Here is a 25,783-nt window from a genome sequence, read left to right on the forward strand (position 1 = left end):
GTTTGTCCGCTTTTGCAGTTGTCATCAGGGGGAACTGTCCAGCCCGGCCATGGGCCGGGCCGCGCCCGACCTCCCCCAGGAGGGCGCGTTTGCGACGTTTCAACAGACGGCACCGTTGCCCATTTTGCGCTAACAGTCCATCCAAAGATGTTGGGAAGCGCCCACCAGGTCGGGCGCGCCCCTTAGCGTTTGACCTGAACCGTTGTCCCGGATTTCCCCGACGCTTCAAGCGCATCAATCAAACGATGCACCTCAAGCGCAGTGCGCCCCGGCACAAATGGCTCACGGCCCGCTTGCAGACTGCTAGCGAAATCTTCGATCACAAAGCGGTGCCAATCGCTGGTAAAGGCCATCGGATCGGCCCCTGCCCCAGACGAGGCCGCCTGCCCCACGGTTTCAGATCGACCGTCTTGCCAGTTGATCTCCAACAATCCGGCCTCAAGATGCACTGATCCGGCGGCAAAATGCAGGGTGATCGTTTCCCCTTTGCCCGGAAAGCTGGATGTCGTGGCGAACAATTGCCCAACGGCACCATTTTCAAACCGCATCCCGGCACAAACGAAGTCTTCGGATTCCATATCGTGAAAATCACTGGTGGCCGACATGGCCGTGACCTCGCTCACCGGGCCGGTAAGGGACAGCATCAAATCCATCGTGTGGATCGCCTGCGAAATCATCACCCCGCCGCCGTCACGCGCATAAGACCCACGCCCCGGTTCGTCGTAATAAGCCTGCGGGCGCCACCACGGCACGTTAACTTCGGCCATACGCAGCGCACCGAGTTCAGGCAGCAGCTTGCGCAAATCATCAACCACCGGCCGGGCACGATGTTGCAACATAATGCCCAATGGCACGTTTGCTGCCTCGCAGGTTTCGACCAGTTTGATCGCGCCTTCCAACGTGCGCTCCACCGGTTTTTCCATCAAGATCGGCTTGCCCGCGGCGACCAATTCTTCGACGATCCCGGCCCGCGCATTCGGCGGTGTGGTGAGCAAGACAAAATCGACATCCGAGGCGGCGATCTCCGCCACAGATGTTGCCTCAACCGCGCCCAAATCTGGCCAATCCGCCAAAAACCGCGCCCGGCTTTCGGCCGAGCGCGCATAGACATAGGATAGTTCAACAGCGTCCGAATGCCGAATGGCATCACCAAAGGTGCGCGACACCATCCCAAGCCCAATCAAGGCGACCTTCATCGCGAAAGCTCCATTGATTGCTCATCCGCATCAAATAGATGGAAGCTTTCGGTTGGAAAGCTCACCCCAATCTCTTGACCTTTTTGCAGAGGAATCTGGTGGGCATGTTGCACGGTCAGCGTGTCGCCATTGGCAAAGGTCGCATAGATATAGGTCACCGCGCCCAACTGCTCAAAATTTTGAACCCGCACCGTTTCATCACCTTTGCCGTCTAAATCGACGTGGATGTTTTCGGGGCGAATGCCCAGCGTGACGGCCCCTTTGCCCGGCTGTGCCACAGGAACATCGCGCACCATGCCACAGTTCAAGGACATGACATTTCCGTCCAACGTCCCCTCAAGAAAATTCATTTGCGGCGCGCCAAGAAAACCGGCCACAAACTTGTTCTTGGGATGGTTATACAGGTCGAGCGGGCGGCCCACCTGTTCGATATAGCCGCCGCGCAGCACCACAATCCGGTCGGCCATTGTCATGGCTTCGATCTGATCATGAGTCACATAGATCATGGTGTTTTTGAGTTTGGCATGCAGGTCCGAAATCTCGACCCGCATCTGCAAGCGCAGCTCGGCGTCAAGGTTCGAAAGCGGTTCGTCAAATAGGAAGATCACCGGTTCGCGGACGATGGCGCGGCCAATAGCAACCCGCTGGCGTTGCCCCCCCGAAAGCTGACCGGGGCGCCGCGACAGAAGATGATCGATTTGCAACAACTTGGCGGCGTCGTTGATCCGCTTGTCGATTTCGGCGCGATCCATCCGCAGGTTTTCCAACCCAAAGGACAGGTTTTGCCCCACGGTCATATGCGGGTAAAGCGCGTAGGATTGGAACACCATGCTTAACCCACGCTCGGACGCGGGCACGTTGTTGACGCGTTTACCATTGAGGTTGATGTCACCGGATGTCGGATCATCAAGCCCCGCAATCAGGCGTAGCAAGGTGGATTTACCGCAACCCGACGGGCCAACAAAGACGATGAATTCGCCCTCTTGGATTTCCAAGTCGATGCCGTGAATGACATCCACGTCGCCAAAGCTTTTGCGGATGTCTGAAAGCTGAAGTGCCCTCGTTTTGTTTGAGTTGGGTTTGTCGTTCATTTCAGACCTGTCGTAGCAATGCCGGTGGTGATGAAGCGTTGAAGCCAGACGAACACCAGCGTGATCGGGATCAACGTCACCACAGTCATGGCGAGAATATAGTGGAAGTTGGTGTCAAACTCGCCGGCGAATTGGGTCAGACCCAATTGCAACGTATGCGCGGCGGGGTCCGAGATCAGCACGATCAGCGGCCAGAGGAAATCATTCCACCGCCAAATGACCGAGAGGATCGCCAGAACCGACAAAGCCGGGAGCGAGAGCGGGATGATGATCCGCCAGAAAATACGCCATTCCGAGGCTGCATCCATACGCGCCGCTTCGAGCAACTCGTCGGGAATGGTCAGCATGTATTGCCGCAACAAGAACACCCCGGTTGGCGTCGCGGCGGCGGGAATGATCACCCCCCAAAGCGAGCCGAAAATCCCAAAACTCCAGACCACAAAGAACAGAGACACGAGGATGATCGAACTGGGGATCAGGAGCGTCGCGACAATCAGGATGGTAAAGGTCAAGCGCCCCCGGAACCGGTATTTCGACAGGGCAAAGGCCGCCATGGCGTTGATCAAAAGCGTGATCAGCGTCGCAATCACCGTCACAAAGACCGAGTTATAGAGATAGGTGAAGAAGTGAAAATTGTCCTGTCCGTTCCGTTTCAGGATCGGATCAAGGTAGTTTTCCACCGCAACACGAATATCCTCATGCGGGGTTAGGCTTTTGCGTGGGACTTGAAACACTGCCTCGGGGTCATCCACCGGCGCGACATCGGTTAGCTTGCGGGTTGGGCCTGCCTTAAAAACCAACTGGGTGCGGCCATCTTCGGCCGTATACACCCAAACGTCTTTTTCGCCGACGCCGTCAACCATTTGGCTGATCTGATCCATTGGCATCAGACGGGTGTCAAAGCTTTCGACCGCCGTGTCGGATTTGATTGAGCTGAAGAAAGTCCATAGCACCGGAACAAGGATCACCAGAACCCCGACAAACAGATAAGCATAGGCCAAGAAATCTTGGATCGTGAAACTATCGGCCTTGTCTTTCGTCCCGGCGGTGCGAGTCAGAAATGTTGCTAAACGGCTCATAGGTCTGATTGCCTCCGGGTTAGCCAGAGCTGGAAGAAGGTAAAGACCGCGATGACAATCGCCATCAGGATCGAGCCTGCAGCGGCTTGGCCATAGTCAGGGTGATCGTTCGAAAACGCGACTTCGTAGATGTTTTGCACGACCATGAATGTTTCCCGACCCGGACCACCGCCCGTTAGCAGATAGACCTCATCAAAGATTTGGAAGCTTCGGATCAGCGACAGGACCAAAACCACGGTCAGGGTTGGCATGACCAATGGCAGGGTGATGCGGTAAAACGCCCGGAACGGTTTGGTCGCGTCCATCTTGGCGGCCTCATAGAGATCACGCGGAATGGCCTGAAGCCCCGCCAAAAGGATCAGCATATAAAAGCCCATGTGGCTCCAACAGAAAACAAACACCAGCCAGAAGAACGGCCAACCGGTTTTCGGCGTCACCAGCCAATTGATCGGACGATAGCGGCCAAAGCTGAACACCGCATCAAATTGGATCATCAACAGCATGATGACGGCCAAGATACCCGCCCCGATAATCGCCATGCGAGCAAAGCTTTGTTCGGTAGACACCGCCCAATAGAGCGCCGCCGCCATGACGAGACCAAGCCAGCCAGAGCCAGGCAAACCGAGAAGGCTAAGGGGTTGCGACCAATAGACAAGCATTGCGATCAGTGCCCCAAACACCGCCGTCCAAGACGCCGATGGCCCATCGTTTGAGCGCAACGACCGTTCGGAGACGATCAACAGGATCACCGCAAAGATCACCGTGGCGACCATGTCAAAGCCGCTTAGCCCCGCTAGACCGGTCATGGCATCGCGCGCCTCGCCGATGCTGGCGTTTAGCGCCCCCTTGCGGTGCAAAACCCAGTTCCAGATGTTGGCAATCACAACCGGCGATAACATCACGGGGTAAAAGAACATCGCCCGCCAGAAACCGCGGCCTTTGATATTCTGGTTCACAACCAAAGCGGTGATCAGTGCCGCAACGCAAAGAATTGGCACTTGGATCAACACAAACCACAGGGTGTTGAACATGCCGGTCCAGAAGTTATAGCCGGGGTTCGAACAGGATTTCGGCGACAGGAAGTTTTCGCAGTTAAAGATGTCTGCGTATTTTTCCCAACCAACCCAAGGGCGATCAAAAAGCGAAATCGACGCGCCACCAGTGAACGAGACGTAAAAGTTCAGGATCATCGGCAAGAAGGTGAAAAAGCCAAAGATCAACATGTTTGGGAGCAAGAGCGCATAAGGCACCCCGGCGCGGCCAAATAGGCTTTGGGCCAATTCCACCGGAAACCCCAGTAGATCCATAAAGAATTGCGGTATCTGGCGAAGCGTATAGCGTCGCCGCATAAGGAGCCAGATCGCCCCGCCAAGCCCCCAAAATAGGGCGGCGAAGGCTACTGTGAAGCCTGCAGGTGTCATGAAACGTTCCGATCAAAACGCCCCTTTTGGGGGGCAAAAGGGCGGGCACCGCAAAGGCACCCACCCCATTTCAGTGCGCCTTATTGGTTGGCGTTGGTGTCAAGCTCTTCTTGGATTTTGGCCATAGCCTCATCCAGTGACAGCTCATCATTCAGCGCCGCGCCGATGTATTGCACGGTGGCGTTATACATCACGAACCCCTTTGGGCTGCCTTGCAGCTGATAGGCCTGAGGAGTTTGCTCGGCGGCTTGCGCGGCCATCGCGGTAAAGGCAGCAAGGCCATCGGATACGGCTTGGCTTGCACCGTTGCCAATGTAGTCAAGACCTTCGGCCTGAAGACCGGCATGGGCCGGGATCGCGTAGGTTTTGGAATACCATTCGCGCGCGATATCGGTGCTTCCCATCCAAGCAACAAACTTGGCGGCGGCTTCTTCTTGGGCTGAGTCACCCGATTTGAACGCCACAAGACCGGACCCACCCGGCATCACGCCACACCCCGCTGGACCACAGGGCACGGGGGCCACGGTCCAGTCGAATTTGTCACCAACGTTGGATTGCACATTGCCGGTGTTCCAAGAGCCGGACATGTAAAAAGGCACATCCGAGTTGAAGAACATTTCGTTGCCGTTGGCGTATTTCGCACCGGACACAGCGGGCCAAACATCAGGCGGCATCAGGCCGGATTTGTGCCAATCGATCATCAGCTGCGAAAACGCTTTGAACCCGTCATCGGCGACCAATTTGCCATCTGGGCTAAAGTAGGCCGCGCCATAGGACATCGCCGGACCGGCCATGCGGTGGCCCGAACGGTCCATGACCATACCGGCATAAGACCCGGTGTTGTCCATCACCATCGAGGCGGCTTCTGCCCACTCTTCCCATGTTGCGCCCGCTGCCGGAACCTCGACCTCGGCTTCTTCGAACATGGTCAGGTTCACATAGGGGCCGGTCACGGTCATTTCGGTGTGGAACCCAAAGATACCATCAGGCGCACCCGCACGATACCATGGCAGAACCGCGCCATAGTTGGCTTCCCATTCGGCGGCATCCACATGCGGGGTCAGGTCAACATAGAACGGGTTCAGACCACCCAAATTGGTGACAAAAGCGAGATCAGGGCCGCTGCCTGCTTCGAGCTGAACCGCAAGCTGTTCGCGGATTACGTTGTAGCCAACCGCGTTGATGGTGATCTTGGTATCGGGGTTGTCGGCTTCATACCGCTCGGCCAATTCCTTGACCAAACCCGCTTTGCCGTCAACGTCCGAGATCATCAAATCAATCTCAGCCGCAGAAACAGCGCCCGCAACAAGCATCGCCATGGCAGATACAGAACCCGCCGCAACAGAACGCAAAGTCATCCCTTGGACATGCATCATTTTCAATTTCCTCCCTATTATCTCGTCCCGCCTCATAGGCTGGTGATACGACGATAGTGTGAAACGAAACCCTATCGGTCAACAGGTCACCGCCGGGTGTCATTGAAAATTGATCTATTATTGCTACACGTTTGGCTCTGCCCTTGGTCCAAGTTCGTTGTGCCGCGCTGCGAACACAGGCGAAAATTCGGGAAAATCCACAAAAAAGGCACGAATCACCCGACAGTGGATCGAATCATGTGCCACCTCCATTGTCGCACAAAGTGTCACACCCGGGTGTATCAATTCGCGTTTCACGATTGCTGACGCTGAACGATCTCAGCCCCATCACTCACCATGTCCGGCGGGTGCATAACCACCTCATCCCCGGCTTCAATTCCGCGCAAAACCTCGGCGTGGCGACCATCACGACGGCCAAGTTCAATGGCAACTTCTTGGGCAAAACCGCCTTGGTTTTGATAGGTAAACCATTGACCATCCCGTTGAAAAATCGCTGACAACGGGATCAACAGAACATCGGCGCTGTGCCATTCTTCGATCCGTACAAACACGGCAAATGCCTCGCCCAGACCCGCCCAATCGGTGGATGGCGATGTGAAATCCAACACCGCATCCACCCGTTGTTCTTCGATACCCAGCGCCGACACCACCGTCCGCGCCGCAGGCTCGATCAGCTTTAGCCGCGCCTCAAGTGCTGCCCCTCCCCAACGTTCGATCCGTGCCGGAGCCCCGGTCGAAAGACGGGTCGCTTCGGACGACAACAGATCAACGACAATTTCCAAATCACGCGGATCGCCGACGCTTAACAACGGTGCCCCCGCCTGTACGGGGCGTTCGCTATTGCCGTTGATCGCCACCACCACCCCATCAGCGGGTGACAGGATCGGCAAACAACAGTCGCTGTTTGCAGCGTCCAACTCCGGTTCTTCAAGCGCTGCCCGCGCACGATCCACCGTCGCCAGCGACATTTCAAACCGCGCCTTGGCCGAGGCATGCAACGCCTGCGCCACCGCCAGTTTTTGCGCCGCGTCCTCCAAATGGGTCAGCGAGGCCGTGCCACTTTGAACAAGCGCCTCGGCGCGCTCCATCTGCACCCGCGCGTAATCCTCGACCGCCTTGGTACTGGCCTGTTCTGACTTGGCAAATTCGACCGAGGCCTGCGCCTCATGCAGAACGGCTTCCGCCTGCGCCCGCGAGCGCACATCAAGCAAGGGCGGCGCGGCGGGTACGATTTGCGCAACGATCGTTTCATCCGCTACCACCGCATCGCCGATCTCGACCGGCAAGCGTTGCACCGTGCCGCCGATGGGGGCGGCGACCTCATAAATGTCGCGTATCCGGGTTTTTCCTTCGGCGTTCACCGTCACACTTAGATCGCCACGATCCAGCCGGGCCATATCAACCGCAATCGGATCAGTACCAAAGGCCGTCGACAAAAGCCCGGCCACAATCGCCAGCCCCAAAGCCGACAATCCAACAGTTCGCAAGGAGAGTGTCATCGTGTCATTCCCTTGTTTTCATGACAGAAATCAGATCAAGCCGAGTCAGGCGGCGCGCCACAAGCGCCACAGACCCCGCCGCCGCTGCCAGCACAATCAGGCTGGCTTTGGCATAGGTCGCCCCGGTCAAAACCAAAGGCATGGAGTAGAGATCAGAGGAAAACCCTTCGGTCATTGCGCGGGCAATCAGCGCCCCAATCCACCAGCCAACCGGTTGCGCGATCAACGCCAGCAAAAGCACCTCGCCCGCCAAAATATAGGCCACCTCGCTCTGACGAAAGCCAAGGATGCGCAGGCTGGCCAATTCGCGCGCCCGTTCCGACAATTGCACCCGCGTGGCATTATAGGCGACGCCAACGGTGATGATGGTGCCCAGAATGGCGTAAACCGTCGTCATCACCAAAATATTGCTCGACAGCGTTTCAAGAAAGCTTTTGCGGTTTTCGGTCATATTGATGGTGCCAACAAGGCGTGGAAAGTCCTTGATCCGGGCTTCGAATTCATCGGCGGCATCGGGGTTGGCTAGGGTCACGTTGATGCTGGTGGCGCGATCGGATTGGCGCAAAAGCCGGTTCAGCGCGTTCAAATCAACATAGGCGGCAAGGCCGAAATATTGGGTAATCACCCCCGACACAGGAAGGTCAAAGGTCTCCCGCCGTCCGCTTTCAAATCGGACCTGCACCATATCCCCGACTTTGGCCTGCAGGGATTTGGCCAAGCGATCCGAAAGCAGCACGCCAAAAGGATCTGGCGTGATGATATTGCCGTCTCCGTCAACGATCCGCGCCAAATCGGCCCCGTTTGGCATCGACGATAGGCTGACCTGTTTTTCATGTGATCCACGGGTAAGCGTCGCAGGTTGGTATTGCTGCGGCTCGACCAGCAACACATCAGGAAGGCGCGCCACCTCCTCCATCGCCGCCAAGGGCACGTCGGGGTCAAACAACAACAACACGTCCTGACGGTTGGATTGATAAAACCCGGTGTCGATAATCTCATCCATGGAGTCTGGAAAGAAGTTTGACGCCACAAGCACCGACACCGCCAAGGACATGCCGAACATGGTCATACTGGCGCGCAGGGGCCATCGCATCAGGCTTCGCAGGATCATTCTGCTCGGTTGTGACAAGCGCAAATACGCGACGATCCGATCCATCAAATTGCGTTTGTAGCGCGGTGGCGCGGGGGGCGACATGGCAACCGCCGGGGCCAATCGCGCCGCGCCCAGCGCACTGCGCAGCGCCCCAACCGACGTCGCCGCCAACCCCAAAACCGCCGACCACGCATAGACCGACCATGGCACGCCAAAGACCAAAAACGGAAAGTCGTAATACTTGGCATAGATCTGCGCCATGCTCTGCGCCAACCACGTCCCGGCAATCCAACCGACACCAACCCCGATCAAAGCAATCAACCCGGCCAACATCAGGTAATGCAAACAAATCTCGTAATCGGTGTAACCCACCGCCTTGAGCAGACCGATCTCAGAGCGTTCCAATTGGACGATCCGGCCCATGACCATGTTGACCAAAAACACGGTGATCCCAAGGAACACGGGCGGCAAAACATAGGCCAGCACTTCAAGCTGGGTGATCTCAGCGTCCAGAAAAGCGTTTGATTGTTGGAGATCGCGTCCAAGCGGCGTTGTCGCGCCATAGGGATCAAGCAAAAGCTTGACCTGATCCTTGATCGGTTCGACCGAGACGCGCGGCAACACGGTCAACGCCACTGTGTTAAACGCACCGGTCATTCCAAACCCGGCATCCATGACCTCCGCCGGGAGCCACAAAATCCCAAAGGTTTCGTTCTGCGGGATCAATGCGCCGGGGCCAATCGTATAGATAAATTCCGGCGACAAGGCTGTGCCGGTGATGGTCAAGACCTGTTTGCGCCCGTTCAAGTTGACGGAAAACGGATCGCCCAGTTCAAAACCATTGGCCGTAGCAAAGGGTTCGTTGACGACAACCTCTCCTGCTGCCAACGGCCAACGCCCGCTGCGCAACAGCGGCACGTTGAGCCGCGGCATCCCGTCTTCGGGGCGCGAAATCAACAAACCCGTGGCTGGTTTGGCCCGGCCCGGAATGTCCAAAACCGCATAGTTGCGCACCTGCGCTTCGATTTCGGCAACACCGGGAACGGCGCGCAGCTCTGCCAATAAACTGTCCGGAGCCCGACGCGCCGCGGCAAAGACATGCGCAAACCGGTTTTGATCATAATAAGCCGTTCGGGTGTCGTTTAACGCCCGGCTCATCCCGACCGACATCAAGATCATCGCCACCCCCGCTGCAAGGACAAGCGCAATCGCTGCCCCCTGAAGCCAAAGCCGGCGAAAATCTCGAAGCAGTTTGATATCAAGCGCTTGCATAGATCACCACACGATCTCGTCTGGGGAAATACGTGTCTCGTTGACCGCGACACTGGCGATATTGCCGTCGGCGAAACGGATCACCCGGTGGGCCATTTGCTGAATGGCGGCATTGTGAGTGATCACCACGGTGGTGGTTCCGAACTCTTCGTTCACCTGTCGCAGCGTTTCCAAAACCAACGTGCCAGTTTTGCTATCCAAGGCGCCGGTTGGCTCATCACAGAGCAAAACTTCGGGGCGCTTGGCGATGGCACGGGCAATCGCCACGCGTTGTTGTTCACCACCCGACATCTGGGCCGGGAAATGGTCCATCCGGTGGCCCAGCCCGACCAAATCCAACGCTTGGGAAGGTGTCATCGGGGATTTGGCGACATCTGTGACCAATTGCACATTTTCACGCGCTGTCAGGCTCGGCACCAGATTGTAGAACTGAAACACAAACCCGACATGGTCGCGGCGGTATAGCGTGAGTTGACGATCACTTGCGTCGGTCAACTCGCGCCCGCGAAACCAGAATTTGCCGCCCGACGGGTGATCTAACCCGCCCAAAATATTCAAAAGCGTCGATTTACCGGACCCAGATGGCCCCAGTAACACCGCCAATTCCGCAGCGAAAAGCTGCAAATCCACCCCATCCAGAGCGCGAACCTCGACATCTCCGGTTTTGTAAATCTTGGTGAGCGCCTCGGTCTGAAACACCACTTCGGCGCAGGTTGCGGCAACATCAGCCATAGAACCACCCCACACAGGTCATGCGCAGAGGGTTGCACTAAACTTGGAATGCCGCGTTGATCCGGATCAATCGCGCCGGCCGCCAGGGCCTGCTCCCCCAGGGGCTGGTCCCCCAGAGCCTGGTCCCTAGGTCCAATCCTCCCAATCATTGCCATGCCATGTCACCTCGCCCTCATAAGCAAAGGGGATTTGATGAATGACAACATCCTCACCGCGCGCCAAAACCACCCGATAAGACGGCTCCAATGGGCCAGAAGGCGATTTGTCAGCCGGAGCCAGCGACGGAATGGTCTGATGCAGGGTCGAGGCCACGCCGGAAAACGGAATACCCGCAAGTGTCCCACAAAGCGGCTCATGCACATGCCCGAAAAAGAGATGCGCGATCTTATGTTTGTGCGCCTTGAGGAGGCTACGCAGCTCGGCCTGATCCTCCTTGTTCAAAGCCAAAACATCGGTGCAAGGATCGCCGAGATCCAACACGTTGTGGTGGAAAAACAAATAGGCCGTATCCGACATCGCCAATTGCGTTGCCAGCCACGCGCGGCGTAATTCGCAAAACGCCCCGATATGGGATTGGGGGCGGACCGTGTCACAATAAATGAACCGCCTGCCCAAGACATCTTCGGCGTGATTCACAAACCCGTTTTCATCACGCGGATGATCGGGAAACGCCTGAAAAAACGCCCCGCGCTCATCATGGTTCCCGACCATAAGGCGCACGGGCATCGGCAACACCTTGATCGCATCGCGCAGGACTGCATAGGCGTCCGGGTTGGCATGATGGGTCAAGTCACCGGTGATCACCAAACGCACCGCGTCGGCGTGATGTTCCGCCATATGACCAAAGGCGCGCGCCAACCGTTCATAGGGGTCCAGCCCCTCAATCAACGCGCCCGGCGCACCCAGATGAATATCGGACAGGTGGATAAATTTCATGTCGCCCCCGTGGTTTGGCCCAATTTCGCCAAACCTTAGACGCGCGCTCTAACAGCTTTGCGACAGTGCGCGACGCAAACGGGATTTACCACTCAAACGCTTCGACCTGAACGCGCTTGCCCAACATAAACGCATCGGCCACATGGCGCAGCGGGGCCAAATCCATGTCGATGTCCCCCTTGGCCACCAGTTCGGCCATCTGCGCATAAAGGCTTGGGTATTCCCCGGCCACCACTGGATCATCACCGGCCTCTTGACCATCCACCGTCATATGGTCCCCTCCATGGGTCAGGTGTAGCTTGCCCGCGTTGGTCCAGACCTCAACATCCCAGGTTTGCGGCCCTTCTTGGCGCCAATCGAAATCCGCCGTTGTTGCGCCGGTGAATTGCAGTTGGGCCGCTATCGGGGTTTGACGATTGACCGGAAACTCCAACTCTGCGCTTAGCAGATGCACAGGCGCGGGTAGGATTTTCGTCATCACCGACAGCGCATTGATGCCCGGGTCAAAAACGCCCATTCCACCGGGGTCAAACACCCAATCCTGACCGGGGTGCCATTTGCGCACGTCTTCGCGCCAAGTGACATGGGTTTTGGTGATCTCTTTGTCGGCCAACCAATCCCGTGCCGCCGACACCCGCGCACCGTCGCGCGAATGCCATGTGGCGAAGAGCGACACCCCCGCCTTACGCGCCATGTCTTCCAGCGCATGACATTCCGAAAGCGTCGCGCCGGGCGGTTTTTCCAGCATCACATGGCGCCCCGCCGCAATCGCCTTGCGAGCAAACTCAAACCGCGGCACCGGCGGCATACACATGGACACCACTTTGATGTCGGGATGCGCATTTAGCATCTCATCCAAGTCAGTATAGGCCGGAACGCCCTCTACGCTGCCGGTGCGCGAACAGGTGGCAGCCAATTGCCAATCCGGGCTGGCTGTGATGCTGGGCACATGTTGATCGCGGGCGATCTTGCCGATTCCAACGAGGGCAATTTTCATGGTGGGCATCCTTTGGCGCTGATCCGGTGCCCGCCTGTTAGCGCAAAAGCTCGGACAGGGTAAAGACATCGCGCCACACGCAAGCTGCACTCAAAAGATACCCCGCGCCCACTACTTTCTATTTTCGGCAACTATTTAGCCCAACAAGTCATTTTACTTATCAATTCATATCAGTCACCCTCATCACAAGGACTGGGAGAGAAACATGCGGACACAAGTGGCAATCATTGGCGGCGGGCCATCTGGCCTGTTATTGGGTCAACTTTTGCATCGTCAGGGCATCGACAATATCGTCCTTGAACGCAAAACCCGCGACTACGTGCTCGGCCGCATTCGCGCTGGCATTTTGGAAACCGGATTGGTTGACCTGATGCGCAAGGCGGGCGTTTCTGAGCGAATGGATCGCGAGAGCTTTGTCCATGACGGCACGGTCATCACCGATGGCAACACACATTTTGAAATCAATTTCAAAGAGTTGACTGGCGATCACGTCATTGTCTACGGCCAGACCGAACTGACCCGCGATCTCTATGATGCACGCGAAGAATGTGGTGCCAAGACCGTTTTTAATACGGAAAACGTGAAGATTCACGATGCCGACGGCGACTCCCCCTATGTGACCTATGAGGTTGACGGCGAACAATACCGCATTGATTGCGATTATATTGCCGGTTGTGACGGGTTCCACGGTGTCAGCCGCAAAACCATCCCCGAAGATGTCCGCAACGAATATGAAAAGGTTTATCCCTTTGGATGGCTCGGTGTTTTGTCCGAAACACCCCCTGTGCACGACGAGCTGATCTATGCAAATTCCGAACGCGGATTTGCGCTTTGCTCAATGCGCAACGAAAACCTCAGCCGCTACTACATCCAATGCTCGCTGACCGATAGCCCCGAGGATTGGTCCGATGACGCGTTTTGGGAGGAACTCAAACGCCGTATTCCCGCCGAAATGGCAGAGAAGCTTGTCACCGGGCCGACAATTGAAAAATCCATCGCGCCGCTGCGCTCCTTTGTGACCGAGCCGATGCGCTGGGGCCGTTTGTTTCTCTGTGGCGACGCGGCCCATATCGTGCCGCCAACCGGTGCCAAGGGGCTGAACACCGCCGCCAGCGACATTCACTATCTGTTTGAAGGCCTGTCCGCATTTTACGCCAACGGCGATGTCTCTGGCCTTGATACCTATTCCGAAAAAGCGCTGTCCCGGATTTGGAAAGCCGAACGGTTCAGCTGGTGGATGACCAACATCCTACACCGTTTCCCCGATCAAACCGATTTTGACATCAAAATGCAGCGCGCAGATTTGGACTTTTTGCGTTCGAACCGCGATGCGCAAAAAGTAATGGCACAAAACTATATTGGCTTGCCGTATTAAAGGAACCCACCGATGACAGACATCGAAACCGGCATGCAGGTGCGCCGCAAGATTTTGGGCGACGCCCATGTCGACCGCGCCGAAGCCGCCAAAACCGAATTTGATACGCCGTTTCAGGACTTGATCACCAAGGGCGCGTGGGGCACCGTTTGGGCCAGCGATGGCATCTCGGACCGCGACCGCTCTATGTTGACCTTGGCGCTCTTGGCGGCGCTCGGAAATTTCGAAGAAATTCCAATGCACATTCGTGCCACCGCCCGCACCGGAGCAAGCAAAACTGACGTGCTCGAAGCCTTTCAACACGTTGCAATCTACGCCGGAGTCCCGCGTGCAAATCACGCGCTGAAACTGGCCAAAGCCACTTACGCCGAAATGGAACAAGGGGATCAGACATGAAACCAGCCGAGTATTACCAGCGTGACCGCCAGTGGCACGCCCCTGCCCTCACGCCAGATTACAAAACCTCTGTCACCCGCTCGCCCAACTTTGCGGCGATCAGCCTTGACAACACCGTGTCCGAAATCACCGGCCCACGCTTTGGCCATTCGGACATTTCGCCAATCGACAACGACCTGATCCGCAACTACGCGGCAGATGGCGCAAGCCCGATTGGCGAACGCATCATCCTGCACGGCCGGGTTCTCGACGAAAACGCGCGCCCCGTGCCAAACACCATGGTTGAGATTTGGCAAGCCAACGCCGGCGGACGCTATCGCCACAAAAAAGATACCTATCTTGCCCCGATTGATCCCAATTTCGGCGGCTGCGGGCGCACAATCACCGATGAAAACGGCTATTACTTTTTTCGGACCGTCAAACCCGGTGCCTACCCTTGGCGCAACTGGGTGAATGACTGGCGCCCGGCCCATATCCACGTGTCGATTTTCGGCTCGGGCTTTACACAACGCTTGATCACGCAGTGCTACTTTGAAGGCGACCCGCTGATTGCGAAATGCCCGATTGTACAAACCATCCCTGATCCTGCTGGCGTTCAACAACTCACGGCGGCGCTTGATCTCAATGCGACAATCCCATTGGATTCAATCGCTTACAAATTTGACATTGTGTTGCGCGGCCGCCGCTCAACCCTGTTTGAAAACCGTTTGGAGGGCAATTAATCATGGCACAGCCGCTCGACTATCTCAAAGAAACACCCTCTCAGACTGCTGGTCCCTACGTTCACATTGGCCTAGCGCCAGGCGCTGCTGGCTTTGACATTTACGACCAGGAACTCGGCAAAGACATTGCAGGGCCCAACGCCGCAGGTGAACGTATCACCGTCGAAGGCATTGTCATTGATGGCACTGGCTCGCCGATCAAGGACGTGTTGCTCGAAGCATGGCAGGCGAACGCCGACGGCAACTATGCCCACCCCGAAGGCGGCGGCGACGTCGAAGACGGGTTTCGTGGTTTTGGCCGTGTGATCACCGAATTTGAAACCGGTGAATGGACCTTTGACACGATCAAACCGGGGCCCGTCCCAGGGCGCAGTGGTGCCACACAAGCCCCCCACATCAACCTGTGGGTCGTGGCGCGTGGCATCAACCTTGGTCTCAACACCCGTGTGTACTTTGAAGACGAAGCCGAGGCCAATGCCGCCGATCCGGTGCTCAACCTGATCGAATGGGAAAACCGCCGCGCCACGCTGATCGCCAAACGCAGTGACCGCGATGGCAAAACCGTTTATCGTTTTGACATTCGCGTCCAAGGCGACGGCGAAACAGTCTTCTTCGACATCTGAGGCCATCTATGCAAACCCCAAATGACTCCGGCCCCTGCATCATCTGTGTTGCTATCACCGGATCGGTTCCGCGCAAGGAAAACAACCCGGCGGTGCCGATCACTGTGCCCGAACAAATCGAAAGCACACAGGCGGCATTTGAGGCGGGGGCCAGCATTGCCCACTGCCATGTCCGCCTAGATGACGGCACGCCCACAAGCGACCCAGAGCGGTTTGGCCTGCTAATGGAAGGCATCCAAAAGCACTGCCCCGGCATGATCGTTCAGCTGTCAACAGGCGGCCGGTCCGGTGCCGGAACCGAGCGCGGCGGCATGTTATCCTTGCGCCCGGACATGGCATCGCTGTCGGTCGGGTCCAACAATTTCCCGACCCGCGTCTATGAAAACCCGCCGGATTTGGTCGATTGGCTCGCCTCGGAAATGCGCAAATATGACGTTATGCCCGAAATCGAGGCCTTCGATTTGTCGCATATCCACCAAGCTGTGGCGCGCAAACAAAAGGGTGATATCGCTGGCAAACTCTATGTTCAGTTTGTCATGGGCGTAAAAAACGCCATGCCGGTCGATCGCGATGTGTTTGATTACTATGTCAAAACCATGCAACGCCTTGCGCCATACGCCCAATGGTGTGCCGCCGGTGTTGGCCCCGGCCAGATCATCGTAAACGAATGGGCCATTGCAGCGGGTGGACACACTCGGACCGGCCTAGAGGATAACATCCGTCTGGACGGCAAAACCCTCGCCCCCTCCAACGCGGCACTGGTCGCACGCGCCGCATCCCTATGCGAGAAATACGAACGCCCCGTCGCCACATGGCAGCAGGCGCGCGAAATTCTCGGGTTGCGCCCAAGCTAGGCCCAGACCCTCAGGGCAAGGCTTACCAAGTGATCAAAACACCCCCATGTGGGGTGTTTTCCTATGTCTAAACACTGGACATTGCCGCAGCAGACCGGTCAACTGCTGGCACAAATCAGTGAGGGATGATCATGAAATTCTGGACAACCGCCGCCGCCATGATGCTGGCCACCACCGCCTATGCCGACAGCTGCGCCACCGGCAAAACGCTGACCGAGGGCACCTTGACCATCGCCACTGGCAATCCGGCCTATTATCCGTGGGTCATGGATGATGCCCCCGAAAGCGGTCAGGGCTTTGAAGCTGCGGTCGCCTATGCCGTTGCCGCCGAAATGGGTTTTGGCGCCGATGCCGTCACATGGATCCGCACAAGCTTTGATCAGGCGATCCAGCCCGGTGCCAAAGACTTCGATATCAACATGCAACAGTTTTCAATCACGCCCGAGCGTGAGGAAATGGTCGACTTTTCCGCACCTTACTACACTTCGGCGATGGCTGTTTTGACCACCAAATCGGTTGTCGATGGCGGGGCGTCTGCTGATGTTGCCTCGCTCAAATCGCTGGTTTGGGGGGCGGATGCCAACACCACGGCGGTCCCGATGCTTCAGGATTTAATCGCCCCGGAAAAAGATCCGCTTTTGTATGATGACAACGCCGATGTCACCGCCGCGATGCAGGCCGGTCAGATCGACGCCGCCCTGTTTGACCTGCCGACCGCGCTTTACCTGTCAGCAGTGGTTCTGAATGACGGCGCCTTGCTCGGCCAATTCCCGGCGGATCGCAGCGAAAACCCCGATCAGTTCGGCATGTTGATGGCCGAAGGCTCGGCGCTCAAAGAATGCGTAGACGCCGCGATCACCTCACTTAGCGAGAGCGGCAAGCTCGCTGAGATTGAGGCGGAATGGATGCAGGCCACCACCGGCGTGCCACTGATCAAGTAAGGGTGCCCCCCTAACCAACGGAACACCGACCGGGCGCACCGGTCGGGTTTTGGATGTGCGTCTTGGGTGATGGCACGGTCGGCGGTTGCCATACCCGTCGTCACTACAACGCTTGCCGTGCTCCTATCTCAGTTCTTGGGCGCAAAGGTGAGCGCAACGGCACGTCGCAGGGATTTCTGGCTCCCAAACGGCCACTGCGACGTCCGCCAAATCGCCGCCTAACGCAGTGAAATAACGACGTTTGCCGGTGCCGACCTCTGGGACTTTTGCCGGGACCGAGGCGCTCCTATACGCCGGATTGGTATTGCGCCTTATCACAATGGCACCTTCGGACATCCCGAAAGACGCTCCAGACCGAGGCCGCCAGTGAAGAGGTGCGCGACACAAGGACCACCAAGCAGGTGGATCAGCAAAATTCACCCAAAGCGACCCATTCGCCGCGCCAGCCTATTTTGCCGGCGTCGCGAAGGGTTTAAAGAGACCCACGCGGTTCAGATTGCAAGAAACCCATGACGCCTATGCCCCGTTGGTGCGGCTCAAGCGCCGCCAATTTTTCGAACCAAGCCCTTTAAACAAACTGCTCCCGGATCAGCCGTTCTTCCAACCCGTGCCCCGGATCAAACAGCACCTGATGTTCAATCCCCGGTTCCGATTTGATATGAACCTGCAAGACATCCCGGACGCTATCCCCATCCGCTTCGGCCATCACCGGACGTTTGTCCGGGTCCAAAACCTCCATCGACACTTCGGCGGATTTAGGAAGCAACGCGCCGCGCCACCGCCTTGGGCGAAAAGGGGCGACGGCGGTCAGGGCCAAAACATCCGATCCGATCGGCAAAATAGGACCGTGGGCGGAATAATTATACGCGGTCGATCCCGCAGGCGTTGCAACCAGGGCCCCGTCACAGACAAGTTCGGACATCCGAACCTGACCGTCTACGCTAATGCGCAACCGCGCCGCCTGAGGCCCGGCGCGCAGGATCGAGACCTCGTTGATCGCCAGCGCCCGGTGTTCCACCCCATCGCGACAGGTCGCGCGCATGACCAGCGGGTTTATCACGGTTTCCTCTGCCGCTTTCAGCCGCTCCTCAAGCGCGTGCTCGGAATATTCATTCATCAAAAACCCAACCGTGCCGCGGTTCATCCCATAAACCGGGGCCGGATTGCCTTCGGTACGGTGCAGTGTTTGCAACATGAATCCGTCCCCGCCCAGCGCCACAATCACATCGGCGCCCTGCTCGGCATGATCGCCATAGCGCCGCGTCAACCCGGCCAATGCCGCCTGCGCGATTGGCGCGCGCGAGGCGCAAAACGCAATTTTGAGAGACATCGGAGTTTCCTGTCTGTGGCTTTTGTCTCCGAAACAATCACAAGTTCACCGAACTAGCCAGAGATGCCGCAAGATTATTGCGCTTTGTCGCTTTACTCCCTTTGCCTTATGTGTCGTTTCCGATAGGAAACAGCCCAAATTCGAATCCGATCACACTGGACCCTTGAAGGAGCAGCCCAATGACTGCATCGCGCGATTTCTTTTCCCAGCCTCTGTCCGAGCGGGACCCCGAGCTTTTCGGCTCGATCACCAACGAGCTTGGTCGCCAGCGCGACGAGATCGAATTGATCGCTTCTGAAAACATCGTGTCCCGCGCCGTAATGGAAGCGCAAGGCTCGGTTCTCACCAACAAATACGCCGAAGGCTATCCAGGCCGTCGCTACTACGGTGGCTGCCAATTTGTTGACGTGGCCGAAAACCTCGCCATTGATCGCGCCAAAGAGCTGTTCAACTGCGACTTTGCCAATGTGCAGCCGAACTCCGGTTCGCAAGCCAACCAAGGTGTGTTTCAGGCGCTGATCCAGCCCGGCGACACCATCCTTGGCATGTCGCTTGATGCCGGTGGTCACCTGACCCACGGCGCACGCCCCAACCAGTCGGGCAAGTGGTTCAACGCCGTTCAATACGGTGTGCGCAAAGAAGACAACATGCTCGACTATGACCAAGTCGAAGCGCTCGCCAAAGAGCATCAGCCCAAGATGATCATCGCCGGTGGGTCCGCCATCCCGCGTCAGATTGATTTCAAACGTATGCGTGAGATCGCCGATATGGTTGGCGCCTACCTGCACGTTGACATGGCGCACTTTGCCGGTCTGGTTGCGGCCGGTGAGCACCCCTCGCCCTTCCCGCACGCGCATGTGGCGACCACAACCACACATAAAACCCTGCGCGGTCCGCGCGGCGGCATGATCCTCACCAATGACGAGGCCATCGCCAAGAAAATCAACTCGGCGATCTTCCCCGGCATCCAAGGCGGCCCCTTGATGCACGTCATCGCCGCCAAGGCCGTTGCCTTTGGTGAGGCGCTGCGCCCCGAGTTCAAAGACTATGCCAAGCAGGTCATCGCCAATGCCCAAGCGCTGTCTGATCAGCTGATCAAAGGCGGTCTGGATACGGTCACACACGGCACCGACACCCATGTTGTTCTGGTTGATCTGCGCCCCAAAGGCGTGACCGGCAATATCGTCGACAAGGCCCTGGGCCGCGCGCATATCACCTGCAACAAAAACGGTGTGCCGTTTGACCCTGAAAAGCCAACTGTGACCTCGGGCATCCGCCTTGGCTCCCCGGCTGGTACCACCCGTGGCTTTGGTGAGGCCGAGTTCCGCCAGATCGCCGATTGGATCATCGAAATCGTCGATGGCATCGCCGCCAACGGCGCGGATAACAACGGCGCGGTCGAAGAAAAAGTCCGTGGCGAAGTCGCCGCCCTCTGCGCCAAATTCCCGCTGTATCCCGATCTGTGATCACACCAACCTATTGAAGTTAAAAGGGCGCGGCCATCACCGCGCCCTTTTTTTTGTGAGCACCTGCAAGTCAAAACCGGAGTGCCGTCAAACTCAACTCTGCGTCGATTGTGGCACCCTCTATATCGCGGCGACCGTCTGCCTTTCCTGTTCTTCAATTTGCTGTAGGCTGCTGGCTAGGCGTTGGAAATTGCTAAAGGATGGCGGGAATGCAAAGGCGCGATGTAGTGCTGTGCGGAGGAGCCTTTGGTTTGATGGGGGCATCTGGACAGGTCATGGCAAATAACAATTCTGGTTTTTACGTTCCCCCCGAAGAGGCACCTCACCAGCGCACGTTCATGCAATGGCCGGTCAATACCACGGTGCATCCGGATCCGGCATTTCTAGACTTGGCACAGCAAACCATTGCAGATATCGCCAATACAATTTCGGCGTTTGAACCGGTCACGATGTTGGCAGACCAACGCGATCATTCTGGCGCAAGAGCAAAATTATCCAATAGTGTCGAGCTTTGGGATATTCCGACCGAAGACCTCTGGTGCCGCGATGCTGGTCCACTCTTTGTCACAAACTCCCAAGGCGAACTGGCCGTAAGCCACATCCAATTCAATGGCTGGGGTGAAAAACAGGTGAACCGTCGTGATCGTCAAATCGCATCTCGCGTGGCGGACCGATTGGGATTGCAGCTTTTTCCAACAGGTCTACGCGGCGAAGCAGGGGGTGTCGAACAGGACGGCCACGGCCTTTTGATTGCGCATGAGAGCAGCTGGGTGAATGAAAATCGCAATCCGGGCTTGTCACGTGCCGAGGTAGAAACACGGTTGTTAAGCGCATACGGTGCCAATCGCGTGATCTGGTCTGATGGAGTTTGGGGGCAGGACATCACCGACTACCACATCGACAGTCTTGCACGATTTACGGGCTCCAATCGCATCCTTATCAATCTACCAGATGCGCCGGATATGGATGACCCCTTCCATGTTGCGGCCTTGGACACCCACGATCGACTGGTGGCTGAAGGGCTAGATGTCGACGTCATTCCCGAGCCAACCCACCGCCGCATAGATCGGTTAGATTTCGTGGCATCATATGCCAACTATTATGTCTGCAACGGGGGGGTTATTGCCGCACAATTTGGCGACCATGAAACGGACCGTATCGCCGTCGAGGCCTTGAAACATCACTACCCAAACCGTGAAATTGTGACGCTGAACATTGATCCATTGGGAGAGATGGGCGGTGGCATTCATTGCGCAACGCAGCAGATGCCAGCTGTATAATCTGGTTTTCACGCCATGTGCCCAATAAAGAAGTGATGCCCGCTTTGCCAATAAAACCAACCATGTGGCGGCCCTTGCGCCATCACCCCAAGACGTTTTTTCGCCTCCTCTTGAAAAAACGTCCCGCAATACCGACGGAACCTGTCAGCACCTGCGTGTAACCTCTCAAAAGACGAACAGGAGATAGTCATGCGCAGCCCCATCAACGCCCCCGTCCTTGCCACCGCTTTCGCCATTGGCCTTGGGTTTCTGGCTCAGGCGGCAAATCCCGCCGATCCGTACCAAGGTCCGCTTCTCAAACTTTGGAACGCGACCTTTCACAGCGAGCCAGTCGAAACACCATCGCAGTTCACCCCGCAAGACATCGCCAACACATCCAAGAGTTATTGGCTCTGACCGCTTGTACAGACCTTTGGTGTTTGCGAAACTCCGCGAGGAAAGAGTGCGATTTGTGATGTGAAGGATGTGCAACGTGACGCAAAAGCTAAACAAGACATCCCTGAGTAAGCTGTTGTCATTTGTCTTGCGCCACGATCCCGGCAGCATCGGATTAACGCTTGATCGCGGCGGCTGGGCTGATGTTGATGACTTGCTCGACAAGGCCGGGCATCAGATCACCCGCTCCGAACTGGAAACTGTTGTCCAGACATCCGACAAACAACGATTTGCCTTGTCCTCAGATGGGCGTCGCATCCGCGCCAATCAAGGGCATTCCATTGATGTCGACTTGGGGTTGTTGGCCGCCTGTCCGCCCGATGTTCTCTTTCATGGAACCGTTCAAAAATTTCTCAGTGCCATTCTGGAACACGGGCTGACACCGCAGGCACGCCATCATGTTCATTTGTCCCCTGATACGGCCACGGCGCAAAGTGTCGGTGCGCGCCGAGGGCGCCCCAATTGTGTTGCGCATCAACGCCAAGGCGATGCATGAGGCGGGCCATCTGTTTTACAGATCACAAAACGGCGTCTGGCTAACTGATCACGTTCCCGCGTCGTTTCTGATGCCAAGCTGATTACACCTTTCGACGCGACGAAATGCACCACGGTATACGCTGGTATACTGTAGACCTTCGCGCGCTGATGCCCTAAGGAGAGCGCAGCAAACGAAAGGCAGTTACCTATGTCGAAGACCACTCCTGATATCATTTACACCATCGTAGACGAAGCGCCCGAGCTGGCCTCGGCGTCGTTCCTGCCCATCATTCAAAGCTTTGCCAGCGCCGCTGGCGTGTCTGTTGGCACCAAGGACATCTCGCTTGCCGCTCGAATCATTTCGGCCTTCCCCGAGAACCTGACCGAAGAACAGCGTCAGTCCGATGATCTGGCCGAACTTGGCAAACTGGTGAAAACCGCCGAAGCCAACGTCATCAAGCTGCCAAACATCTCCGCTTCGGTGCCTCAGCTGGTTGCCGCCGTCGAAGAACTTCAGGCCCAAGGCTACAAGCTTCCTGACTATCCAGAAGAGCCAAGCACCGACGAAGAAAAAGCCGTACGCGCGCGTTATGATGCCATCAAAGGCTCCGCCGTGAACCCGGTTCTGCGTGAAGGCAACTCGGACCGCCGCTCGGCCAAGGCCGTGAAAAACTACGCCCAGAACAACCCACATTCGATGGGCAAATGGGAAAGCACCTCGAAAACCAAAGTGTCGTCGATGCCCGGCAATGATTTCTACGCAAACGAGAAATCCGCCACCATCACCGAAGCCCAAGCCGGTGACGCGAAAATCGAATTTGTCGGTAAAGACGGCGCCGTCACCGTGTTGAAAGACGGCTGGCCGCTGGAAACCGGCACCATTGCTGATGCGACATTCATGTCCGCAAAGGCGCTTGGCACCTTCCTTGCTGGCGCAATCGAAGACACCAAAGCCGACGGCACCATGTTCTCCTTGCACATGAAAGCCACGATGATGAAGGTTTCCGACCCGATCATCTTTGGCCACGCTGTCAAAGCATGGCTCGCCCCTGTGTTCGAAAAATTCGGCGCTGAACTCGACGCGCTGGGTGTGAACCCGAACTCCGGCATGGGTGACCTTCTGGATCGCGTCAAAGACAACGCCGACATCATGGCCGCCATCGACGCCGTGACCGCGGACCGTCCCGGCATGTATATGGTCGATAGCGACAAAGGCATCACCAACCTGCACGTGCCATCCGACGTGATCATTGACGCCTCGATGCCCGCCGTGATCCGCGCAGGCGGCAAAGGTTGGGACGCAGCAGGTGCCAAAGGCGACACCAACTGTGTCATCCCGGATCGCTGCTATGCCACCGTCTATGACGAATCGATCAACTTCTTCAAAGCCAATGGCGCGCTTGACGTGACCACCGCTGGCTCGGTCGCCAACGTTGGTTTGATGGCCCAAAAAGCCGAAGAATATGGCTCGCACCCGACCACATTCGAAGCCCCAGCCGACGGCACCATCCGCATTGTTCTGGCCAATGGCGACACGCTGCATAGCCATGACGTCGAAGCGGGTGACATCTGGCGCTCTTGCACCGTGAAAAAGGCCCCGATCGAAAACTGGATCAGCCTTGCCATGGACCGTCAGCGTCTGACCGGTTCCGAAGCGATCTTCTGGCTCGATGCCAACCGCGCCCATGACGCCGAGCTGATCAAATATGTTCAGCCTGCGCTGGACGCCGCTGGTGTTGCGGATAAATTCCAGACCATGGCCCCACGCGAAGCCACGGCTCAGTCGCTCAAAACCATCACAGCCGGCAACGACAGCATCGCCATCACCGGTAACGTGCTGCGTGACTATCTCACCGACCTGTTCCCAATTCTCGAACTGGGCACATCGGCGAAAATGCTGTCGATTGTGAAACTGATGAACGGTGGCGGCTTGTTCGAAACCGGCGCGGGCGGCTCTGCGCCCAAGCACGTTCAACAGTTGGTCGAAGAAAACCACCTGCGTTGGGACAGCATGGGCGAATTCTGTGCCCTTGGTGAATCGCTGAACTTCCTCGCCGACAGCCGTGGCAATGCCAAAGCCGGTGTTCTGGGTGTGGCCGCCGAAGCCGCGACCCAAGGTATTCTGGATGACAACCGCTCGCCATCGCGCAAAGTGGGTCAGCCTGACAACCGCGACAGCCACTATTGGTTTGCCCGCTACTGGGCCGACGCCCTGGCCGCGCAATCCGACGACGCCGATCTGGCAGCCCATTTCGCCCCCATCGCCAAAGCATTGGCGAGCGGCGAAGAGGCGATCTTGGCCGAACTGGCCGCCGTTCAAGGCCCAGCGGCCGACATCGGTGGCTACTACCGCCCGTCGGTTGAGCTGAAAGCCAAGGTGATGCGCCCAAGCGCAACACTAAACGCGATCTTCGGCTAAACCACGCGGAATCAAACAAATGGACCCGCCACACAAAGCTGTGGCGGGTCTTTTTCATTTTTAAGGCACCTCGTACAAGCCCACGCTCTCCCCTCTAAGGTCCGGATTGAGCCCAATGTGTACAGTTCCGCAGTTTGAAACTATACACGCATTCAGATCTTTCACACCTTAGCTCTTTCTTCAGTTTCCAATCTGAGTAGACTTAGTTCGGAGTAGGCATCAACCGTGACCAAGAAAGCTGCACACGAACGTCTCTCGGATGAAACCGTTTTCGAAATTTTGGATAGGGCGAAAGAAAACCTCGATTTTTTACAAGCTCATGCCTCACTCTTTCGGCTACGCCACAAGGAAGACAGGACCGAAACTGACGCCAGAGAAGTTGATCATGCTTGGGTAGTCATCATGAATTATTTTACTCGCACCCTCTACGAAAATGGCCATCCATATTCGGGGTTGAGACAACTCAGGGGTGCGGTTCACAAGACACTAAGTTAAACGGTCACTAAGTCCGCTCTGCCGACCTGAGAATAACATTCTTGGCTCCAAGTTATGACACGACCACCGAACCGGCGCGGTATTACAACTGCGCTTTTTTCGACTTGGTCCAACATGTCTTTGACGTTGTCGCCGCTATTCCGGTCTGGGACATTTTGCAAAAGAACGACTCACAGAAATGGGCGATCTTCGGCCCAAAGGCACGTCCCTAAAAGGCCCCGTCGCCGGCAAAACCCTTCAGGTCGCCGATTTGATCAAAGGAGGTTTTGGTTGGGCAG

The 25,783-nt window shown here is 56.9% G+C and carries 22 protein-coding genes and 1 pseudogene; 12 read left to right on the top strand and 11 right to left on the bottom strand.

Features of this window, described 5'->3' with window-relative positions:
- Nucleotides 1-182 precede the first annotated feature (182 nt).
- The 10 genes from AC5EFR_RS18030 to AC5EFR_RS18075 all read right to left on the bottom strand — a co-directional run bounded on the left by AC5EFR_RS18030 (nt 183) and on the right by AC5EFR_RS18075 (nt 12,692).
- Nucleotides 183-1,196, bottom strand: a complete 1,014-nt coding sequence (locus AC5EFR_RS18030; RefSeq protein WP_493577142.1) for a Gfo/Idh/MocA family protein — start codon at nt 1,194-1,196, stop codon at nt 183-185.
- Complete coding sequence (locus AC5EFR_RS18035; protein ID WP_493577143.1) at nt 1,193-2,287, bottom strand: ABC transporter ATP-binding protein; 1,095 nt, start codon at nt 2,285-2,287, stop codon at nt 1,193-1,195. The genes AC5EFR_RS18030 and AC5EFR_RS18035 overlap by 4 nt, the downstream gene beginning before the upstream one ends.
- The gene (locus AC5EFR_RS18040; RefSeq protein ID WP_299932285.1) at nt 2,284-3,366 is read right to left on the bottom strand and encodes a carbohydrate ABC transporter permease; all 1,083 of its coding nucleotides are present in this window, start codon (nt 3,364-3,366) and stop codon (nt 2,284-2,286) included. The genes AC5EFR_RS18035 and AC5EFR_RS18040 overlap by 4 nt, the downstream gene beginning before the upstream one ends.
- Nucleotides 3,363-4,787: a carbohydrate ABC transporter permease gene (locus tag AC5EFR_RS18045; protein ID WP_493577144.1), complete on the bottom strand. Its 1,425-nt coding sequence runs from the start codon at nt 4,785-4,787 to the stop codon at nt 3,363-3,365. The genes AC5EFR_RS18040 and AC5EFR_RS18045 overlap by 4 nt, the downstream gene beginning before the upstream one ends.
- Nucleotides 4,788-4,867: 80 nt before the next feature.
- Nucleotides 4,868-6,145, bottom strand: a complete 1,278-nt coding sequence (locus tag AC5EFR_RS18050) for an ABC transporter substrate-binding protein (RefSeq protein ID WP_493577145.1) — start codon at nt 6,143-6,145, stop codon at nt 4,868-4,870.
- A gap of 311 nt (nt 6,146-6,456) precedes the next feature.
- Nucleotides 6,457-7,662, bottom strand: coding sequence for an efflux RND transporter periplasmic adaptor subunit (locus AC5EFR_RS18055; RefSeq protein WP_493577146.1), 1,206 nt, complete (start codon nt 7,660-7,662; stop codon nt 6,457-6,459).
- A 4-nt stretch (nt 7,663-7,666) separates the two neighbouring features.
- Nucleotides 7,667-10,027, bottom strand: a complete 2,361-nt coding sequence (locus AC5EFR_RS18060; protein ID WP_493577147.1) for an ABC transporter permease — start codon at nt 10,025-10,027, stop codon at nt 7,667-7,669.
- Nucleotides 10,028-10,030: 3 nt separating this feature from the next.
- A complete protein-coding gene (locus AC5EFR_RS18065; protein WP_493577148.1) occupies nt 10,031-10,759 on the bottom strand; it encodes an ABC transporter ATP-binding protein in 729 nt (242 codons plus the stop codon).
- 126 nt (nt 10,760-10,885) lie between these two features.
- The gene (locus AC5EFR_RS18070; RefSeq protein WP_493577149.1) at nt 10,886-11,695 is read right to left on the bottom strand and encodes a metallophosphoesterase; all 810 of its coding nucleotides are present in this window, start codon (nt 11,693-11,695) and stop codon (nt 10,886-10,888) included.
- An 85-nt stretch (nt 11,696-11,780) separates the two neighbouring features.
- The gene (locus AC5EFR_RS18075) at nt 11,781-12,692 is read right to left on the bottom strand and encodes a Gfo/Idh/MocA family protein (protein WP_493577150.1); all 912 of its coding nucleotides are present in this window, start codon (nt 12,690-12,692) and stop codon (nt 11,781-11,783) included.
- Nucleotides 12,693-12,897: 205 nt separating this feature from the next.
- Here AC5EFR_RS18075 and pobA point away from each other — a divergent pair, with 205 nt between their 5' ends.
- The 6 genes from pobA to AC5EFR_RS18105 all read left to right on the top strand — a co-directional run bounded on the left by pobA (nt 12,898) and on the right by AC5EFR_RS18105 (nt 17,603).
- Nucleotides 12,898-14,067, top strand: coding sequence for a 4-hydroxybenzoate 3-monooxygenase (gene pobA, locus AC5EFR_RS18080; protein ID WP_493577151.1), 1,170 nt, complete (start codon nt 12,898-12,900; stop codon nt 14,065-14,067).
- A 12-nt stretch (nt 14,068-14,079) separates the two neighbouring features.
- On the top strand, nt 14,080-14,463 hold the full coding sequence (gene pcaC, locus AC5EFR_RS18085; protein WP_493577152.1) for a 4-carboxymuconolactone decarboxylase: 384 nt from the start codon (nt 14,080-14,082) through the stop codon (nt 14,461-14,463).
- The gene (gene pcaH, locus AC5EFR_RS18090) at nt 14,460-15,185 is read left to right on the top strand and encodes a protocatechuate 3,4-dioxygenase subunit beta (protein WP_493577153.1); all 726 of its coding nucleotides are present in this window, start codon (nt 14,460-14,462) and stop codon (nt 15,183-15,185) included. Before pcaC ends, pcaH begins: the two co-directional genes overlap by 4 nt.
- A 2-nt stretch (nt 15,186-15,187) precedes the next feature.
- The gene (gene pcaG / locus AC5EFR_RS18095; RefSeq protein WP_431375702.1) at nt 15,188-15,808 is read left to right on the top strand and encodes a protocatechuate 3,4-dioxygenase subunit alpha; all 621 of its coding nucleotides are present in this window, start codon (nt 15,188-15,190) and stop codon (nt 15,806-15,808) included.
- An 8-nt stretch (nt 15,809-15,816) separates the two neighbouring features.
- Complete coding sequence (locus AC5EFR_RS18100) at nt 15,817-16,662, top strand: 3-oxoadipate:acetyl-CoA acetyltransferase (RefSeq protein ID WP_493577154.1); 846 nt, start codon at nt 15,817-15,819, stop codon at nt 16,660-16,662.
- A gap of 131 nt (nt 16,663-16,793) precedes the next feature.
- Nucleotides 16,794-17,603, top strand: a complete 810-nt coding sequence (locus AC5EFR_RS18105; protein WP_493577155.1) for an ABC transporter substrate-binding protein — start codon at nt 16,794-16,796, stop codon at nt 17,601-17,603.
- Between the two features lie 568 nt (nt 17,604-18,171).
- Here AC5EFR_RS18105 and AC5EFR_RS18110 read toward each other — a convergent pair.
- A complete protein-coding gene (locus AC5EFR_RS18110; RefSeq protein WP_493577156.1) occupies nt 18,172-18,933 on the bottom strand; it encodes an NAD kinase in 762 nt (253 codons plus the stop codon).
- 179 nt (nt 18,934-19,112) lie between these two features.
- Here AC5EFR_RS18110 and glyA point away from each other — a divergent pair, with 179 nt between their 5' ends.
- The 6 genes and pseudogenes from glyA (at nt 19,113) to AC5EFR_RS18140 (ending at nt 25,505) form a co-directional block, all read left to right on the top strand.
- Nucleotides 19,113-20,399: a serine hydroxymethyltransferase gene (gene glyA / locus AC5EFR_RS18115; RefSeq protein ID WP_493577157.1), complete on the top strand. Its 1,287-nt coding sequence runs from the start codon at nt 19,113-19,115 to the stop codon at nt 20,397-20,399.
- Between the two features lie 209 nt (nt 20,400-20,608).
- On the top strand, nt 20,609-21,679 hold the full coding sequence (locus AC5EFR_RS18120) for an agmatine deiminase family protein (RefSeq protein ID WP_493577158.1): 1,071 nt from the start codon (nt 20,609-20,611) through the stop codon (nt 21,677-21,679).
- Between the two features lie 189 nt (nt 21,680-21,868).
- Complete coding sequence (locus AC5EFR_RS18125; protein WP_299937542.1) at nt 21,869-22,075, top strand: hypothetical protein; 207 nt, start codon at nt 21,869-21,871, stop codon at nt 22,073-22,075.
- A 67-nt stretch (nt 22,076-22,142) separates the two neighbouring features.
- A pseudogene (locus tag AC5EFR_RS18130) lies at nt 22,143-22,692 on the top strand (RNA 2'-phosphotransferase).
- Between the two features lie 107 nt (nt 22,693-22,799).
- Nucleotides 22,800-25,010, top strand: a complete 2,211-nt coding sequence (locus AC5EFR_RS18135) for an NADP-dependent isocitrate dehydrogenase (RefSeq protein ID WP_493577159.1) — start codon at nt 22,800-22,802, stop codon at nt 25,008-25,010.
- Between the two features lie 225 nt (nt 25,011-25,235).
- Nucleotides 25,236-25,505 carry a hypothetical protein gene (locus AC5EFR_RS18140; protein ID WP_493577160.1) on the top strand — a complete coding sequence of 90 codons (270 nt, stop codon included), beginning with the start codon at nt 25,236-25,238 and terminating at the stop codon, nt 25,503-25,505.
- The last annotated feature ends 278 nt before the right edge of the window (nt 25,506-25,783 follow it).

The organism is Pelagimonas sp. (assembly GCF_058892305.1).

Coding starts and splice junctions, on each gene's coding strand:
- AC5EFR_RS18030 (WP_493577142.1), bottom strand. CDS start 1,196: ATGAAGGTCGCCTTGATTGGGCTTGGGATGGTGTCGCGCACCTTTGGT.
- AC5EFR_RS18035 (WP_493577143.1), bottom strand. CDS start 2,287: ATGAACGACAAACCCAACTCAAACAAAACGAGGGCACTTCAGCTTTCA.
- AC5EFR_RS18040 (WP_299932285.1), bottom strand. CDS start 3,366: ATGAGCCGTTTAGCAACATTTCTGACTCGCACCGCCGGGACGAAAGAC.
- AC5EFR_RS18045 (WP_493577144.1), bottom strand. CDS start 4,787: ATGACACCTGCAGGCTTCACAGTAGCCTTCGCCGCCCTATTTTGGGGG.
- AC5EFR_RS18050 (WP_493577145.1), bottom strand. CDS start 6,145: ATGACTTTGCGTTCTGTTGCGGCGGGTTCTGTATCTGCCATGGCGATG.
- AC5EFR_RS18055 (WP_493577146.1), bottom strand. CDS start 7,662: ATGACACTCTCCTTGCGAACTGTTGGATTGTCGGCTTTGGGGCTGGCG.
- AC5EFR_RS18060 (WP_493577147.1), bottom strand. CDS start 10,027: ATGCAAGCGCTTGATATCAAACTGCTTCGAGATTTTCGCCGGCTTTGG.
- AC5EFR_RS18065 (WP_493577148.1), bottom strand. CDS start 10,759: ATGGCTGATGTTGCCGCAACCTGCGCCGAAGTGGTGTTTCAGACCGAG.
- AC5EFR_RS18070 (WP_493577149.1), bottom strand. CDS start 11,695: ATGAAATTTATCCACCTGTCCGATATTCATCTGGGTGCGCCGGGCGCG.
- AC5EFR_RS18075 (WP_493577150.1), bottom strand. CDS start 12,692: ATGAAAATTGCCCTCGTTGGAATCGGCAAGATCGCCCGCGATCAACAT.
- pobA (WP_493577151.1), top strand. CDS start 12,898: ATGCGGACACAAGTGGCAATCATTGGCGGCGGGCCATCTGGCCTGTTA.
- pcaC (WP_493577152.1), top strand. CDS start 14,080: ATGACAGACATCGAAACCGGCATGCAGGTGCGCCGCAAGATTTTGGGC.
- pcaH (WP_493577153.1), top strand. CDS start 14,460: ATGAAACCAGCCGAGTATTACCAGCGTGACCGCCAGTGGCACGCCCCT.
- pcaG (WP_431375702.1), top strand. CDS start 15,188: ATGGCACAGCCGCTCGACTATCTCAAAGAAACACCCTCTCAGACTGCT.
- AC5EFR_RS18100 (WP_493577154.1), top strand. CDS start 15,817: ATGCAAACCCCAAATGACTCCGGCCCCTGCATCATCTGTGTTGCTATC.
- AC5EFR_RS18105 (WP_493577155.1), top strand. CDS start 16,794: ATGAAATTCTGGACAACCGCCGCCGCCATGATGCTGGCCACCACCGCC.
- AC5EFR_RS18110 (WP_493577156.1), bottom strand. CDS start 18,933: ATGTCTCTCAAAATTGCGTTTTGCGCCTCGCGCGCGCCAATCGCGCAG.
- glyA (WP_493577157.1), top strand. CDS start 19,113: ATGACTGCATCGCGCGATTTCTTTTCCCAGCCTCTGTCCGAGCGGGAC.
- AC5EFR_RS18120 (WP_493577158.1), top strand. CDS start 20,609: ATGCAAAGGCGCGATGTAGTGCTGTGCGGAGGAGCCTTTGGTTTGATG.
- AC5EFR_RS18125 (WP_299937542.1), top strand. CDS start 21,869: ATGCGCAGCCCCATCAACGCCCCCGTCCTTGCCACCGCTTTCGCCATT.
- AC5EFR_RS18135 (WP_493577159.1), top strand. CDS start 22,800: ATGTCGAAGACCACTCCTGATATCATTTACACCATCGTAGACGAAGCG.